The sequence below is a fragment of the Nostoc sp. genome, assembly GCF_036917235.1.
Classification (GTDB): Bacteria; Cyanobacteriota; Cyanobacteriia; order Cyanobacteriales; family Nostocaceae; genus Nostoc.
This window is the reverse complement of record NZ_JBALDU010000094.1, coordinates 56,380-71,063: the sequence shown is the minus strand read 5'-3', so window position 1 is coordinate 71,063 and position 14,684 is coordinate 56,380. Positions and strand designations below refer to the sequence as shown.

The window sequence follows — 14,684 nt, the reverse complement described above, 5'->3', positions numbered from 1 at the left end:
AAAACGACTTTGAAGTACCTCAAAACGACTTTGAAGTACCTCAAAACGACTTTGAAGTACCTCAAAATGACTTTGGAGTACCTCAAAATGACTTTGGAGTACCTCAAAATGACTTTGGAGTACCTCAAAATGACTTTGAAGTACCTCAAAACGACTTTGAAGTACCTCAAAACGAATTTGAAGTACCTGTTGCTTATTGAATGTTACTTTTTTTACAAGTTTAATATATACCTCAGTACAATCAACTAAAAATAATTAGGTCGATCTTAATTTGCTTTAATTTTTCCGAATTATCTCTCAGAGAAGTTTATTGTTGCATTGGCTAGAGTACATGCAGTAATCCTATAACTTCCTTCAGGAAAGCATTTTATGGCACGACTAAAACGCAGTTCACCCACTCTCGAAAACGCTCTCCGTCGAATTGCAGGAATGCGATCGATTAGCCCGACGCTAGAATTTGGCAACGGATTAAATTTGACAGACTACAACAGCCGCATCCAAAACTTGCAAACCCAGCTATCTACCTACAACACTTTACTCTCTAGCATAGATGAAATGGCAGGTCGCCTCTCTCTAATTGAAGAAGAATTGCGCGGCTACTCTGAAAAGATGTTAATGAGTGTGGCAACCCATTATGGCAAAGACAGTTTGCAATATATGCAGGCGGGAGGCAAGCCACGCAAGAAATTATCACGCCGTTCGAGCAACACTCAATCCCCATCTGAGAGTACAGCTACAACCTTGAATGGTGCAAACAACAATGGTAAAGAAACCTCTGTTGTTTTACCCTAATATTTAAGAGTGTTCCAAAAAATAAATGATCCAAAACCCGTCATTGCGTTCGCCCTTGGCGTTTCCGTTGGCGCAGCCTCTCGTAGAGAAGGGTACGAAGCGAAGCAATCCCAGTGATTGCGATTGCTTCGCAACGCTTTGCAATGACAATTGGGTATTTTTTTACTTGGAGTAGTCTAAATGCATCATGCTAGAGTGTTGTTGATTCTGGGTATAAATTAGAAGTTGTATGAATTAAGATTTTGTTCTATTTTATACTGCTATTTACCACCACATTATGCTGACGATCGCTCTTTTATCTGGTTGCCAATGGGGCGATCGCGCCTGAATTCAAATAGCGCTGACTGGGTTAGCTTTTATTCTTCAGTTTTTTTTAAGTCCCGTTATTCCCCTTATCTCCCTATCCCGGTTTGTGATCCAAACGGGTGGCTTGCTCTAGGGCGGCTTTTTCTTTGGCTCGGCGGACATAGGGTTGTAATTGGGCGCGATCGCAACCTGTTAAAATAATCAGATTTTCTAAAGTGATTCCCCGCATTAACATTTCTACGCGCCAGGTTTGTTGTGCCTGAGCGATCGCTGGCTTTTGTCCTTGGGGAGTTAACAATCCCTCACTCCATATTTGCCAACGTACCTCAAGCTCTGATTCTGTCATGGGTGTGCCTGTTTCATTGAGAAACATGGCTGTTTGAGTATCTTTACGACTTTTCAGCCATTTGATTAAAGGATTATTAGTAAAAGAACCGTAGCGTTTGCCCAAAATCCATTGATTCACAGGTACTTGACGGACAAATCCGGGAATTGTGATTTGCAGGAAGTGTCCTTGAGTATCGAAGATTTGGTGCGATCGCTCTAAGCTAATTATTTCTGTAGCGGATAACCCAGCCCCAAATAATACGTAAGCCAAGGCATGATCTCGTACTCCGAATTTCCTGGCTTGTTGCAGAATTTCGTGAACTAAACTAGCTGGTAAATCAGCTACTTCTGTGGTAATGAACCCTCCTTGTAAGGAGTTTATTGCTGATTCTGTTGAAGATGACATGGCTCCATGTAAAAACAACTCCACCAAATTTTCTAAAAAGTCGTCCCGATCCTCCCAAAGTTCGTGAAATTCGCTGGTGAACTCAATTACTGCATATCCCAAAATCATCCCATTCAGCAAACTGGCTAATTTTTCTGCGGGTAAATAAGTATTTAGGTGTCCTTGCTGGATTACAGTAGCTAAATACTGAGCTACATAACGGTTTGCCTCTGTTACTCCCCTGCCTAGTGCGCGGCGATTTTCTGCCGGGAATTGGTCGGCTTCACCTACCACAGACCGGACGAACTCTGGCACTCGTTCTAATGTATGTAAAGTGTCACTTGCATAATCTTTAAGAGCTTGGTAAACATTGCCGGGAGGTGTTGCCCGTCGCACCAGCGACTCACCTAAATCCTTGAAGGCCGCGGACTCTTCCAGCACAGCCAAAAGCAGCCCATGTTTATTGCCAAAATTTCGAAATAGAGTCACTTCGTTGACTTCGGCTTTTTCAGCAATTTGGCGGGTTGTAGTAGCGCTAACTCCCTGAGCAGAAAACAACTCAAGTGCAGCTTGAATAAGGCGTTGACGAGTGGAAATAAGGTGAGATGACATAGAAAAATGCAAGTGGCACTTGCAGGGGTATCAGAGTTCTGCTAGCATAACAAATGTAAGTGATACTTGCTTTACTCTACTTTAACTAACTAGTGAGAGGGTGGATAAATCCTTAGTGGGATTATGCCCAATAAAAAGTAAATCACTACATCATCCATCAACAGGAATTTTTATGACCGCAAATTTTGGGGCGTTCGCTAAAAGCGTTGGCGAAGCCATCGCTCCTGAGAGAGGCAACTCACCTCAACTCAGTTGGACAAATGTGGTATTTTTTGCTACATTTCATGCTTTAGCACTTCTGGCTCCTTGGTTTTTCTCCTGGCCAGCATTAGGTTTGCTAGTGTTTCTCCACTGGTTATTCGGGAGTATTGGTATTTGCCTGGGATATCACCGACTACTGAGCCATAAAAGTTTTCAGGTTCCTAAGTGGTTAGAGTATGCGATCGCCCTTATTGGAGCGCTGGCTTTGCAAGGGGGGCCAATTTTTTGGGTAGGTGGACACCGCCAGCATCACGCCCACACAGAAGATATCAATTTAGACCCCTATTCTGCTCAAAGAGGATTTTGGTGGAGCCATATATTGTGGATTTTCTACCCGCGTCCAGAATTTTTTGACTATGAAACCTATAAAAAATATGCTCCTGACTTAGCCAGACAACCCTTTTATTGTTGGCTAGATCGCTACTTCTTGCTATTGCAAATACCCTTCGCACTGCTCCTATATGCATTAGGAGGATGGCCTTTTGTATTCTACGGAGTATTTCTCAGATGTGTCTTACTTTGGCACTCAACCTGGTTTGTGAACTCAGCATCACACCTGTGGGGTTATCGCACCTTTGATGCCAATGATGGCGCTCGTAATCTTTGGTGGGTATCCATCGTCACTTATGGAGAAGGCTGGCACAACAACCATCATACTTATCCTCACATGGCGAAATCTGGGTTTTCTTGGTGGGAAATTGATGTTACTTGGTGGAGCATCCTAGTGTTGCAGACTTTGGGTTTAGCTAAAAAAGTTGTCTCGCGTCCTCCTCAAGGTGCAACTCACGGCTAAATTGCAGTTAAATTATCATCAATTTGTTATGCCGATTGCTTCTCGCAATCGGCTTACTAATTTTTATCAGTAGTATTTCACGGTAAAATCTAACTGATTAAATCACCGCAATACATCAAGTGTGAAAACTGACAGCATTTTTTATCGTCTTTTTCAAGAACTTCCTGGGATCTTTTTTGAATTAATTGGCAATCCACCCCAAACAGCAGAGACTTATAAATTCTCCTCAATTGAAATCAAGCAAACGGCATTCCGTATAGATGGTGTTTTTATCCCAACACAAGGAGAAGAAAATCCGATTTATTTTGTTGAAGTCCAGTTTCAAACCGACACCGAAATTTATTCACGCCTATTTTCAGAAATTTCTTTATACTTACGCCAAAACAAACCGAAAAATTCTTGGCGAGGAGTAGTTATCTATCCCAATCGCAGTTTGGATACAGCAGATATCAAGAATTATAGTGAATTTTTCGCTAGCCAGCGCATCAGTTGCATTTATCTTAATGAATTAGGTGAAACTGCATCATTGCCAGTTGGAATTGCTACGATGAAATTAGTCGTCGATGAAGAGGAGACAGCTATTATCGCTGCTAGGCAGTTAATAGAGAGAACCCAGCAAGAAATCAACATCGAACCACAACGGCGGCAGTTACTAGAATTGATAGAGACAATATTAGTCTATAAGTTTCCGATGATGAGTCGAGAGGAGATTGAAGGTATGTTTGGGTTAAGTGATTTGAAACAAACACGAGTTTATCAAGAAGGTAAACAAGAAGGCAAGCAAGAAGGTAAACAAGAAGGCAAGCAAGAAGGTAAACAAGAAGGAGCGCGTGAAGAAAAGTTTAGAATGATACCTTTGTTATTGAGATTGGGATTGAGTTTTGAAGAAACTGCGAAAGAGTTAGGTTTAACTCTAGAAGAGATTCAGCAAGAAATTCAAAAACAGTCTCCAAGCCAGGATACGTAATCTACAATTACAGCAGAATTCAGAATTCAGAAGTCAGGAGTCAGAATGGGCTACGCCCTGCTGCGCTAACAGAAGAGAAACAGGCTTTATACCTGGCTTTGAGACTTAGCTTGCGTACCTCACTAATTTAAAATTTGCTGTATTCTTTATCACGGATTTATCTACATATTTTTACTATTTCCCATTCCCATAATTTTTAATTTTTTCTATGATTTCGCTCTCTCCTATTCTTCAAGCTAGACTCTCCCAACCCTTAAAGATTGGCTCCTTTGAGGTAAAAAGTCGGGTTCTCCAGTCGCCTCTATCTGGAGTGACAGATATGGTGTTTCGCCGTCTTGTGCGTCGCTATGCGCCAGATTCGATGATGTATACCGAAATGGTTAATGCTACGGGGTTGCATTATGTCAAGCAGTTACCCAAAATCATGGAGGTAGATCCAAATGAACGCCCAATTAGCATTCAACTATTTGATTGCCGTCCAGATTTCCTGGCAGAAGCAGCAATAAAGGCAGTTGCCGAAGGTGCTGATACTGTTGATATTAATATGGGTTGTCCGGTTAATAAAATCACTAAAAATGGTGGCGGTTCTTCGTTGTTGCGGCAACCAGAAGTAGCAGAGGCAATTGTGCGGGAAGTGGTAAAAGCCGTTGATGTACCTGTGACTGTCAAAACTCGTATTGGCTGGAATGACAACGAAATTACTATTCTCGACTTTGCCAAGCGGATGGAAGATGCTGGGGCAAAAATGATCACGGTACACGGACGCACCCGCGCCCAAGGGTACAACGGTAATGCCCGTTGGGAATGGATTACCCGTGTAAAAGAAGTGCTTTCTATCCCAGTGATTGCGAACGGAGATATTTTTTCTGTTGAAGCGGCGGTGAAATGTTTAGAACAAACTGGCGCTGATGGTGTAATGTGTTCCCGTGGGACTTTGGGTTATCCGTTTTTGGTGGGAGAAATCGATCGCTTCCTGAAAACTGGGGAGATATTACCGACACCTACCCCAATTCAGCGTTTGGAATGTGCAAGAGATCATTTACAAGCCTTGTGGGAATATAAAGGCGATCGCGGTGTACGTCAAGCCCGTAAGCACATGACTTGGTATGCTAAAGGTTTCGTTGGTGCTGCCGAACTCCGAGGACAGCTAAGTTTAGTTGAAAAAGTTGATCAGGGTTTGGCAATGATTGACCAAGCAATTGAAAAATTGGCTAATGGTTATGAACTAGAGGAAGAAGCAGAAGGTAGCTTGGTAATGCTTTAAGAAGTTGATTTGATCGCTAGCTTGGGGTAATATTGCTGATTGCTAAAAGTGACGCGATCGCTTGCATACTGCTGCTTCATTTTATCTGGGCAAATCTAATAGTAAGTAAAAAGTAAAGAAAAATTCTTAAATTACAATGCAGAATTGTAGCTTATCTGAACCGTATTGGGTCAGGATTTATCTTAAATTCACGATTGTAGTTTTAATCCCTAATAGGGATTTTAGTTAATTGCAATATTGGGCGGGGCTTGAGGTCATTGGCAAGGGAGAAGTTTCAATCCCTAATAGGGATTTTAGTTAATTGCAATCCAACAAGGTAACAGTGTTACCACTAAAAGTACAACAGTTTCAATCCCTAATAGGGATTTTAGTTAATTGCAATTCAACCCAGGCGGTTCTGTAATTTCAGGATCTTTTGTTTCAATCCCTAATAGGGATTTTAGTTAATTGCAATTTGATACAGGTGGAATATAGACCAAATCATTTGAAGTTTCAATCCCTAATAGGGATTTTAGTTAATTGCAATCCTCTTGGCTAAATGATGGGTGCAACTCGTCACTGTTTCAATCCCTAATAGGGATTTTAGTTAATTGCAATATTGTATTGCTGCAGGTGGGACGCCAATTGGAAAGTTTCAATCCCTAATAGGGATTTTAGTTAATTGCAATTGCAATTCACGGCGATCCAGACAAAAGCCTTGCAGTTTCAATCCCTAATAGGGATTTTAGTTAATTGCAATAATGTTCCGCCGCATCCGGGGTAGGGTTTGAAAAAGTTTCAATCCCTAATAGGGATTTTAGTTAATTGCAATTGCTCACATGGCAATTGGGAATGATAGTAGTGGCGGTTTCAATCCCTAATAGGGATTTTAGTTAATTGCAATTCGCTGGCTCCTGAAAGCGTTGGTGTATTTGGTTTTCAAGGTTCAGTTGCGCGAATGAAGGAATCATAACACAGGGAATAGTCATATCACAAGATGCAAATCCCTGAAAGCCAGTCCCCATAAGGTGCGCGGATGGTTGGAAAGTACCATTGCCCTCAAAGTCTTGTATAGATGGAGCGTAGAGCCTTTTTTGCTCCTTCTCATTTTGTATATCTACCCATCCGCGCATAAAGCAAGAAAATTCGTCTGATTGGCGATCGCTACCTCTATTAAAATAAGCGATCGCCTAATCCTTGCACACCTTAATTTACCAAATCAGGGAATACCTCTTGTACAGCGGGATGCACTAAGCGATGATTCTGCACATTCACACCCTTAGCTAATGCTGGGTTAACCTCCAATGCCAAAATTCCCAAATTCGCCAACTGGACAACATAAGGTAATGTACTATTATTAAGTGCCTGAGTTGCTGTCCAAGGTACTGCTCCTGGCATATTGGGAACGCCATAATGCACTACACCCTCTTCAATGTATACGGGATTTGTGTGGGATGTTGGGTGTAAGGTTTCTATACAACCGCCTTGGTCAACAGCTACATCAACTATTACCGAACCAGGACGCATTTGTTTGACCAATTCACGAGATACTAATATTGGCGCTCTACGTCCTAACACTAAAACTGCACCGATGAGCAAATCGGCTTCAATGACTGCGGCTTCAATATGAGCAGAGTTGCTGTAAAGCAATTCGACTCTAGAGCCAAAGATGGTTTCCAAGTAAGATAAGCGCTCGACACTCACATCTAAAATTTGGACGCTAGCACCCATGCCCACAGCAATTTTAGCTGCTTCTGTGCCGACAACGCCGCCACCTAAAATTACTACTTTGCCCGGTTTAACTCCAGGGACACCGCCCAAAAGTACACCTCTACCACCTTGTTGACGTTCTAAGAATCTGCCTCCAAATTGTACTGCTAGCCGACCGGCAATTATGCTCATGGGGGTGAGCAAGGGTAATCTGTTTGCCCCAGGTTGCTCTACAGTTTCGTAAGCGATCGCAGTTGTGCCACAATCAATTAAATTCTCTGTTAATTTGCGATCGGCTGCTAAGTGTAAATAAGTAAATAGTATCTGCTCTTTTTGCAAAAATTTATACTCAGATGTTAGCGGCTCTTTGACTTTAACAACCAATTCCCGATTCCAAGCTTTTTCTGATGTGAGGACAATTTCTGCTCCAGCACTTTTGTAGTCATCATCGGAGAATCCAGCACCATTACCTGCTTGCGTCTCGACGAAAATGCTATGACCATTTTCTCGCAGCACCCGCACGCTAGAAGGACTTAAGCCTACCCGAAACTCTTGATCCTTATTTTCCTTGGGAACACCGATTTCCATATATCGCCTCTGATAATTTTTTTGTTTAACTGTAGCTTTCCAATCTCAAGCTTGCTACTTTCGTCTTGCTAGTTCCGTATTAGAGATAGCTGGATTAGAGATACCTAATCTCTGTTCTAACTTTCTTAATTCAATCTGAGTAGCCCAAACTCTTACCCTTGACTATTGCCCCAGTATTTATACAATATATAAAGAATAGTAACAATTTATTAAAAAGAGCGATTGTATAGCTCCCTAACTAGGAAGCTTTTGTTGAATTTCTCAAGTCATCTTGGCATTCCAGCATTGCAATCAGCTTTTAAGTTAACTTGACTGAAATTTAGAGAGGGGTTTTCCAGATACTATGAAAAGCAAGTAGCAATTATCCCCACTTTCTGTGACTTCTACGAGAAGTCTGATATCAAGTCCCGTTTGCCAAAAATAAGGTTTATTAAAAAATGACACAAACACAACCAACAATTACACCTAAATTAGAAGAGCCTAAGTTTGGCTTTAACGAATATGCCGAACGCTTGAATGGTCGAGCTGCAATGATTGGCTTTGGTTTGATGCTGGTGATTGAATACGTCACCAATCAAGGGGTGCTATCATGGCTGGGTCTGAAGTAGTGCCATCAAAAAGCACAATCTTGAAGTTGTAAGCTAGTAATTAAAAGAGTTACAACCAGCTGGAACAACCAGTTGGTTTTGACTTCAATAATTTATAGCGGAGTACTTCGCCCTAGATACATTAATTAGACTTATTCATAAATAACTGCCATAGAATGTAAGCAAGAGAGGAATCGAAATACCTATTAGTGATTGAAATATCATAGACTTGCAACTAATATGTGCAAGGCGATTAATGAGTAAATTTCCTCCCCCTACTAAAAAAATCATAAATTAGTGTCTGCCTTGAATGAGAAAGGCAAATAATGGGTGAGGTATTCTTGGTAAATATACACAAAAGGTGAACTGGAACCAACCAAGCTGTGATGAATGCTGTATTACCTCGTTTTTTGAAGTCGACCTACCGAAAAGAGCCACTAATCAGTGTATTGATGACAATGGGTGTTATGGATGCCCTGATTGGCGGATTGAATGATAGCTGGTCGTTGTTTGCTTTTGGTTTGGGAACGGCAGGGATAGCGCTAGGCTTTAAGTTGTGGCGTTTTCAGCAGCGTCGTCCTTTACCAGAGGAGCCTGTAGTGCAACATTATTTGCCCTCTCGTTCTTCTAGTGCGCCTTTACCAATGTTAAGCGTTTCTAAAAGCGTTTCTAAGAAAAAACCACCTCTTTAAGATGTGCAGAGTTATGACTTAAAATAACTCTGCAAAATTTATTGGGTTTAACTGTATCTATAAAAGTGAGGAAAAAGAGTGAGTAGTGAGGGAAGAGGTGGCGGTAATTTTCTGCGGCCGTATATTATCCTGGCATTTATGGCAGCTGTTGCCCTTCCAGTGAGTACCTGGGAAGGGTTTTATATTCATCAAGCTCATGCTGCCATTGAAGTAACGCCAAACTCCCCCCCAGCTAAAACTAACTTTGCTAATGCTCAACTACTTTACACACTCATCGGACATAACGGAACCATTAAATCCCTCGCTTTTACTCCAGATAGCAGAATTCTTGTGAGTGGAGGTGCAGAAAACGAAGGTGTAATTCGCCTGTGGAATTTAGCAAAGGGTAAAAAGTTAGCGACTATTAACAAAGCACACAAAGCAGCGGTAGAATCTTTAGTGATTTCGCCAGATGGGCAAACCCTCGCTAGCTGTAGCGATGACAATACGATTAATCTCTGGAGTCTGAAAAATTTAAAATTTAGCCGCTCTTTTGTCGGACATACCAGTAACGTCTTATCTTTAGCAGTGTCTCCTGATAGTAAAGTTCTCGTCAGTGGAGCTTTGGATGGGATTCGTATGTGGGATTTGCTACAGCAGCGCCCTCTAGGAACTATAGTACGCTTTGATAATTTGATTTATACTCTGGCCATTAGTCCTGATGGACAGACCTTAGCTAGTGGCGATAATAAGGGTGTAATCAAGCTGTGGAATTTGAGTACTGGTAAATTCATCAGTCAATTGCCAGCTCATTCTAGTGCTGTTAGCGCTGTGATCTTTACACCAGATGGACAAACATTAGTCAGTGCTAGCCACGATCGCACCATAAAACTGTGGAATATTAATACTGGAGAATTAGTCCGCACCCTTACAGGACATAATAACTGGGTAAATGCGATCGCTCTTAATCCCGATGGACAAACCCTTGCTAGTGCCGGTAGAGATGGGATTAAATTGTGGGATTTAAATACAGGCGAGTTAATAAATACACTGAGTGGACATACAGACTGGGTAAGTGCGATCGCTTTTAGTCCCAATGGTAAAATTCTTGCCAGTGGTGGATTCGATCGACTAATCAAGATTTGGGGGATTCCAACAAAACGAAAGTAACAGCGATCGGACAAAATAATCGTCAAAGAGTAGACTATATCCCCCATTTCTTTTAAGAAGTCGGGGATATCATTTTGACGCTGCTTTCAAGGCTTGGTGAATCGCCATAGCTCAAATTCTCACGTCATGTAGAAAGTCAGACGATCGCTAACGCCGAAAAATTCCCCCAATCATTTCCCGTATCTGCTAAACTTTGGTCTTGCCTTTTTAGAGTTTTTGTAGTAAAAAATCAACCAAAGCTCAGATCAAATTTTGCTATAACTAGTCAAAATCAATGATGGTAGCAACCAATAGCGCTCCAAAATCTTGAAGAACTGTGAATACTTGATGAAAATACAGCCGAACTAATATCTTATCCAGCAAATTACTGTAAGTATAAACATAGGTAATTTCAAATTATCTGTGCAGTTACTTGCCCTCTAGATCGGAACAATTTCTGAGCTTAGACAATCTTAGAAATGGTCATCGTCAGTAAATGCACTCAGTTAAAAGTCACGAACTCGTGTGAAGCCAAGGTTTGTAGTGCTTAACCGCTATTATTTTGAAGATAGGATAACTTGCTACTTAAATGATGTTTAATTTTCCCGAACTGCTTTTGATCCCCATTTCGATAGAATGACTAGGCAGAACCCTAAAACTAAAAACCGCTTTTGACTGCGACGCACATGAATCAACTGAACAATGGTTTTACGCTATTTTTAAGTCTGCTAGTCGAGGCGATGCCTTTTTTGCTTCTTGGGGTTTTATTCTCCAGTTTGCTGCTGTTTTTTGTTGATGAGCGCAAACTAGTAGAAAAAATGCCCAAAAATCCGCTGTTGGGTGCTTTAGTTGGCAGCATGATTGGCCTTTTATTTCCGGTGTGTGAGTGCGGGAATGTACCGGTAGCGCGGCGATTCCTGATTCAAGGAGTACCCACACCAGTCGCAATTGGTTTTTTGCTAGCAGCACCAACAATTAACCCAGTTGTAATTTGGGCCACTTGGACAGCATTTCGAGATCAGCCAGAAATAGTAGTCTTACGAGTCGTATTTTCCCTAACAATTGCCACAATTATCGGGTATGTTTTCAGTTTTCAAAAGGACTTAAATCCCATAGTCCAACCTGCGATCGCTCGTTATATGAAGTTTAATCCACCCGCGCAGCCCCAAACCAAACGCCGTGGTAAGCCTTACGAAGCACAACAAGAAGAAACAGTACCGAATCTGTTGCAATCCGGGACTTATATCTTAGGAGGAAAAGCAGGTATCCCTCTACGGATAGATCCTAATTTAGCACTGCCTACCTCAGTCTCTACTGCTGATAAACCGCTAGCAGCTAAACTGCGCCTAGTTGTGGATAATAGCATCCAAGAATTGCGGGAATTGGGCGGAGTGATGATTTTAGGAAGTGCGATCGCTGCTACTATTCAAGTCCTAGCTCCCCGTGAATTAGTTCTCAGTTTGGGTGCTGGGCCTATTACCTCAATTGTAGTCATGCTGATATTAGCTGTAATAGTATCAATTTGTTCTACAGTCGATTCTTTCTTCGCCCTATCTTTTGCCTCAACCTTTAGTAGCGGTTCATTGCTAGCATTTCTGGTGTTTGGGCCAATGATTGACATCAAAAGTGTTGGTTTGATGTTATCTATTTTTAAACCCAAGACCATCTTTTACTTATTTGCTTTAGCAGCACAATTGACATTTGTCTTCACTCTTTTCCTGAACTTGCACGTCTTTTAAGAAAATATTTATCATTTGTCAGTTGTCCTTTACAAATGACCAATGACCAATGACTAATGACCAATGACCAATGACTAACAAAAATCCCAAATCTAAAATCCCAAATCTGTTGCTCCCTTGGCTGGATGCTCTAGCAATTACTGCTTGGGGCATTTTGATGTTGAGATATTGGCTAACTAATAAGTTGAATCTGTTGATTCATCCAAATTACTTTTGGTTAGTGATTGTGACTGGTATCAGCTTCATCATTATTGGTTTGTTCAAGATGCAGGAACTTTGGCAACGGCGTCGCCGTGATGTTACGCCAAACACCCAGCATATTAGTTTATTTCCCCCTGGTTGGGGCAGTGGTTTATTGTTGACTACAGCAATTCTAGGTTTTATCATTACACCGCAAGTTTTTGCTAGTGACAAAGCACTCCAAAGGGGGGTGACGACTGATTTATTGGGAAGCACACGTGTCAAACCCCAAGCTTTTCGCGCTACTGTTCGTCCAGAGGAGCGATCGCTTGTAGACTGGGTACGCACTGTCAATGTCTATCCTGAACCAGATACATATACAGGGCAAAAAGTCAAGGTGCAGGGATTTGTGATTCACCCGCCCGATATAGGAAAAGAATATTTGTTTTTAGCACGATTTGTCTTAAGTTGCTGTGCAGCAGATGCTTACCCTGTGGGATTGCCCGTCAAACTACAAAATAATCAAGAGCTTTACTCTGCTGATACATGGCTGGAAGTAGAAGGACAAATGGTGACAGAAAATTTAGCAGGTAAACGCCAACTTACGATTGCCGCTAACTCTCTGAAAAAGATTCCTCAACCTCAGAATCCTTATAGTTATTAGTCATTTGTCCTTTGTCATTTGTCATTTGTAGATAACTAACGGTCAATGCCCAATGCCCTTCAGGAGTGCTGAGTTAGGAATCTCACTTCTTGACTCAGCACGGGCTAAACGCCCCGCTAACGGAACTCGGAACTGTTTTTCCCAATGCCCCATAACCAATGACTAAATCTAAAGCATTCCAACCACTGGATCGTATAGCGATCCCACTAATGTTACTGCTAAGTGTGCTGATTGGGTTAATCATCTTGCAAGGTGATGTGGTAACTGCTCGTGTCCGGGAATTTACTTGGCAAAATCAACAAATTGGGGCAGAAGATAATTCCTTCACCCTCACCTTCAGCCGCCCAATGGAAACAAAAAGCGTCGAGGATAACTTGAAAATCGAGCCACCCCTAGCAGGTAAATTCAGTTGGGCAGGGCGGCGGATGGTTTATACACTGGTGACACCAGCACCTTATGGCACAAATTATAAAGTGCAGTTACAAGGAGCTAAAGATAAATTTGCGGAGCAAGAAGGTACAAATCGGCTGATACAGGCCTTCACAGGTAGCTTCCGTACACGCGATCGCGTCATCCTTTATATCGGAACCGACAAAGAAGAACAGGGACGGTTAGTTCTTTACAACTTAACCCAAGAGCAAAAAAGGATACTTACCCCCAAAGACCTGATAGTAATCGACTTTGAGTCATTTCCTGATGGAGAGAAAATTTTATTTTCTGCTCGTGCCGCAAACAATCAAGACTTACTTTCAGCCCAACTGTATACAGTGACAACAGGCGTTTCTGCTAAATCTGGACAAAAAGCAGAACCAGAAGGCAAAGTTGACCTGACTTTAGATAGTAAAGATTATCAAAACCTGAAATTTGACTTATCACCTGATGGGCAAACTATTGTCATCCAGCGAGGAAATAAAACTAATCCTGGCGACTTTGGACTATGGTTTATGCCAGCAACCAGTGATGGTTCAGTAGAAAAACCCACCCCGAAACGTCTAAAAAGCCAGCCGGGAGGAGACTTTATGGTGACACCAGATAGTAAAGCCGTAGCGGTTGCTCAAGGACAGGGAGCAGCGATTTTACCACTACAAGGTGATGCCAGTAAACCTTTGGATTTTCTGCCGCAGTTTGGTTTGGTACAGGCTTTCTCCAAAGACGGCTCTCAAGCAGCGATGGTAAAGTTTAATACAGATTACACGCGGGATTTGTTTTTGGTAACAAACCAAGGTGTGCAGAAACAGCTATTAAAAACAACAGGTTCAATTCTCAGTTGCCAATTTGACATCGCCTCACCCACCCTCTACTGCTTGCTAACACAGCTAGTATCCAAGGAACAATACATAGAACAGCCCTATGTGGTGGCAATTGATTTGAAAACCGGGCAACAGAAACCATTGTTAGTACTGCCTCCCGCTCAACGGAATGTGCAAATGAGTTTATCTGCCGACGGTTTGGGCTTGTTATTTGACCAAGTAGTACCGCAGACAAATCCCCCAGCATCATTACCCCCAAACACTTTAAAAACTGATGATGGAGATACGATCGCTACCAGTAGCCTGTGGTTAATGCCTCTGTTGCCCATCGCTGATGCTACAACTGTTGAAATTAAACCAGAACAACTCCCCTTAGCCGGGTTTCATCCCCGATGGCTACCTTAAGAGAATAATTGCTAAGTCGATTTCGGAAGGTTAGTTAAGGTGTCGCCACCAAAAA

General features: G+C 41.9%; 12 protein-coding genes and 1 CRISPR repeat array. Of the genes, 10 read left to right on the top strand and 2 right to left on the bottom strand.

Going from position 1 to position 14,684, the window contains the following annotated elements; all coding sequences use genetic code 11:
* Nucleotides 1-369: 369 nt before the first annotated feature.
* Nucleotides 370-792 carry a hypothetical protein gene (locus V7K44_RS26380; RefSeq protein ID WP_334935927.1) on the top strand — a complete coding sequence of 141 codons (423 nt, stop codon included), beginning with the start codon at nucleotides 370-372 and terminating at the stop codon, nucleotides 790-792.
* A gap of 400 nt (nucleotides 793-1,192) precedes the next feature.
* On the opposite strand, the gene V7K44_RS26375 is transcribed toward V7K44_RS26380, so the two are convergent.
* Nucleotides 1,193-2,422 (bottom strand): TetR family transcriptional regulator, encoded by a 1,230-nt coding sequence (locus V7K44_RS26375; protein ID WP_334935925.1) that lies wholly within the window; start codon nucleotides 2,420-2,422, stop codon nucleotides 1,193-1,195.
* Between the two features lie 172 nt (nucleotides 2,423-2,594).
* Here V7K44_RS26375 and V7K44_RS26370 point away from each other — a divergent pair, with 172 nt between their 5' ends.
* From V7K44_RS26370 to dusB, 3 genes are all read left to right on the top strand, one after another.
* On the top strand, nucleotides 2,595-3,476 hold the full coding sequence (locus tag V7K44_RS26370; protein WP_334935923.1) for an acyl-CoA desaturase: 882 nt from the start codon (nucleotides 2,595-2,597) through the stop codon (nucleotides 3,474-3,476).
* A gap of 121 nt (nucleotides 3,477-3,597) precedes the next feature.
* Nucleotides 3,598-4,443: an Rpn family recombination-promoting nuclease/putative transposase gene (locus V7K44_RS26365; RefSeq protein WP_334935921.1), complete on the top strand. Its 846-nt coding sequence runs from the start codon at nucleotides 3,598-3,600 to the stop codon at nucleotides 4,441-4,443.
* A gap of 208 nt (nucleotides 4,444-4,651) precedes the next feature.
* On the top strand, nucleotides 4,652-5,707 hold the full coding sequence (gene dusB, locus V7K44_RS26360) for a tRNA dihydrouridine synthase DusB (RefSeq protein WP_094349589.1): 1,056 nt from the start codon (nucleotides 4,652-4,654) through the stop codon (nucleotides 5,705-5,707).
* A 199-nt stretch (nucleotides 5,708-5,906) separates the two neighbouring features.
* Nucleotides 5,907-6,590: direct repeats of the CRISPR family, unit length 37 nt; unit sequence GTTTCAATCCCTAATAGGGATTTTAGTTAATTGCAAT.
* A 302-nt stretch (nucleotides 6,591-6,892) separates the two neighbouring features.
* On the opposite strand, the gene ald is transcribed toward dusB, so the two are convergent.
* Nucleotides 6,893-7,984 carry an alanine dehydrogenase gene (ald, locus tag V7K44_RS26355; protein WP_334935919.1) on the bottom strand — a complete coding sequence of 364 codons (1,092 nt, stop codon included), beginning with the start codon at nucleotides 7,982-7,984 and terminating at the stop codon, nucleotides 6,893-6,895.
* Nucleotides 7,985-8,421: 437 nt separating this feature from the next.
* Between ald and V7K44_RS26350 the strand changes: the two genes are divergently transcribed.
* From V7K44_RS26350 to V7K44_RS26325, 6 genes are all read left to right on the top strand, one after another.
* A complete protein-coding gene (locus tag V7K44_RS26350) occupies nucleotides 8,422-8,592 on the top strand; it encodes a hypothetical protein (RefSeq protein WP_099099534.1) in 171 nt (56 codons plus the stop codon).
* A 365-nt stretch (nucleotides 8,593-8,957) separates the two neighbouring features.
* Nucleotides 8,958-9,263, top strand: coding sequence for a hypothetical protein (locus V7K44_RS26345; RefSeq protein WP_334935917.1), 306 nt, complete (start codon nucleotides 8,958-8,960; stop codon nucleotides 9,261-9,263).
* A 78-nt stretch (nucleotides 9,264-9,341) separates the two neighbouring features.
* Nucleotides 9,342-10,412 (top strand): WD40 repeat domain-containing protein, encoded by a 1,071-nt coding sequence (locus V7K44_RS26340; protein ID WP_334935915.1) that lies wholly within the window; start codon nucleotides 9,342-9,344, stop codon nucleotides 10,410-10,412.
* Nucleotides 10,413-11,077: 665 nt separating this feature from the next.
* Nucleotides 11,078-12,130: a permease gene (locus tag V7K44_RS26335; protein ID WP_334936079.1), complete on the top strand. Its 1,053-nt coding sequence runs from the start codon at nucleotides 11,078-11,080 to the stop codon at nucleotides 12,128-12,130.
* A 70-nt stretch (nucleotides 12,131-12,200) separates the two neighbouring features.
* Nucleotides 12,201-12,974, top strand: a complete 774-nt coding sequence (locus tag V7K44_RS26330; protein WP_334935913.1) for a TIGR03943 family putative permease subunit — start codon at nucleotides 12,201-12,203, stop codon at nucleotides 12,972-12,974.
* Between the two features lie 158 nt (nucleotides 12,975-13,132).
* On the top strand, nucleotides 13,133-14,629 hold the full coding sequence (locus V7K44_RS26325) for an Ig-like domain-containing protein (protein ID WP_334935911.1): 1,497 nt from the start codon (nucleotides 13,133-13,135) through the stop codon (nucleotides 14,627-14,629).
* The last annotated feature ends 55 nt before the right edge of the window (nucleotides 14,630-14,684 follow it).

What these genes read in the sequence shown, in the direction of transcription:
- ald (WP_334935919.1), bottom strand. Translation starts at nt 7,984, where the DNA reads ATGGAAATCGGTGTTCCCAAGGAAAATAAGGATCAAGAGTTTCGGGTA.
- V7K44_RS26335 (WP_334936079.1), top strand. Translation starts at nt 11,078, where the DNA reads ATGAATCAACTGAACAATGGTTTTACGCTATTTTTAAGTCTGCTAGTC.
- V7K44_RS26330 (WP_334935913.1), top strand. Translation starts at nt 12,201, where the DNA reads ATGACTAACAAAAATCCCAAATCTAAAATCCCAAATCTGTTGCTCCCT.
- V7K44_RS26325 (WP_334935911.1), top strand. Translation starts at nt 13,133, where the DNA reads ATGACTAAATCTAAAGCATTCCAACCACTGGATCGTATAGCGATCCCA.
- dusB (WP_094349589.1), top strand. Translation starts at nt 4,652, where the DNA reads ATGATTTCGCTCTCTCCTATTCTTCAAGCTAGACTCTCCCAACCCTTA.
- V7K44_RS26345 (WP_334935917.1), top strand. Translation starts at nt 8,958, where the DNA reads ATGAATGCTGTATTACCTCGTTTTTTGAAGTCGACCTACCGAAAAGAG.
- V7K44_RS26380 (WP_334935927.1), top strand. Translation starts at nt 370, where the DNA reads ATGGCACGACTAAAACGCAGTTCACCCACTCTCGAAAACGCTCTCCGT.
- V7K44_RS26370 (WP_334935923.1), top strand. Translation starts at nt 2,595, where the DNA reads ATGACCGCAAATTTTGGGGCGTTCGCTAAAAGCGTTGGCGAAGCCATC.
- V7K44_RS26375 (WP_334935925.1), bottom strand. Translation starts at nt 2,422, where the DNA reads ATGTCATCTCACCTTATTTCCACTCGTCAACGCCTTATTCAAGCTGCA.
- V7K44_RS26350 (WP_099099534.1), top strand. Translation starts at nt 8,422, where the DNA reads ATGACACAAACACAACCAACAATTACACCTAAATTAGAAGAGCCTAAG.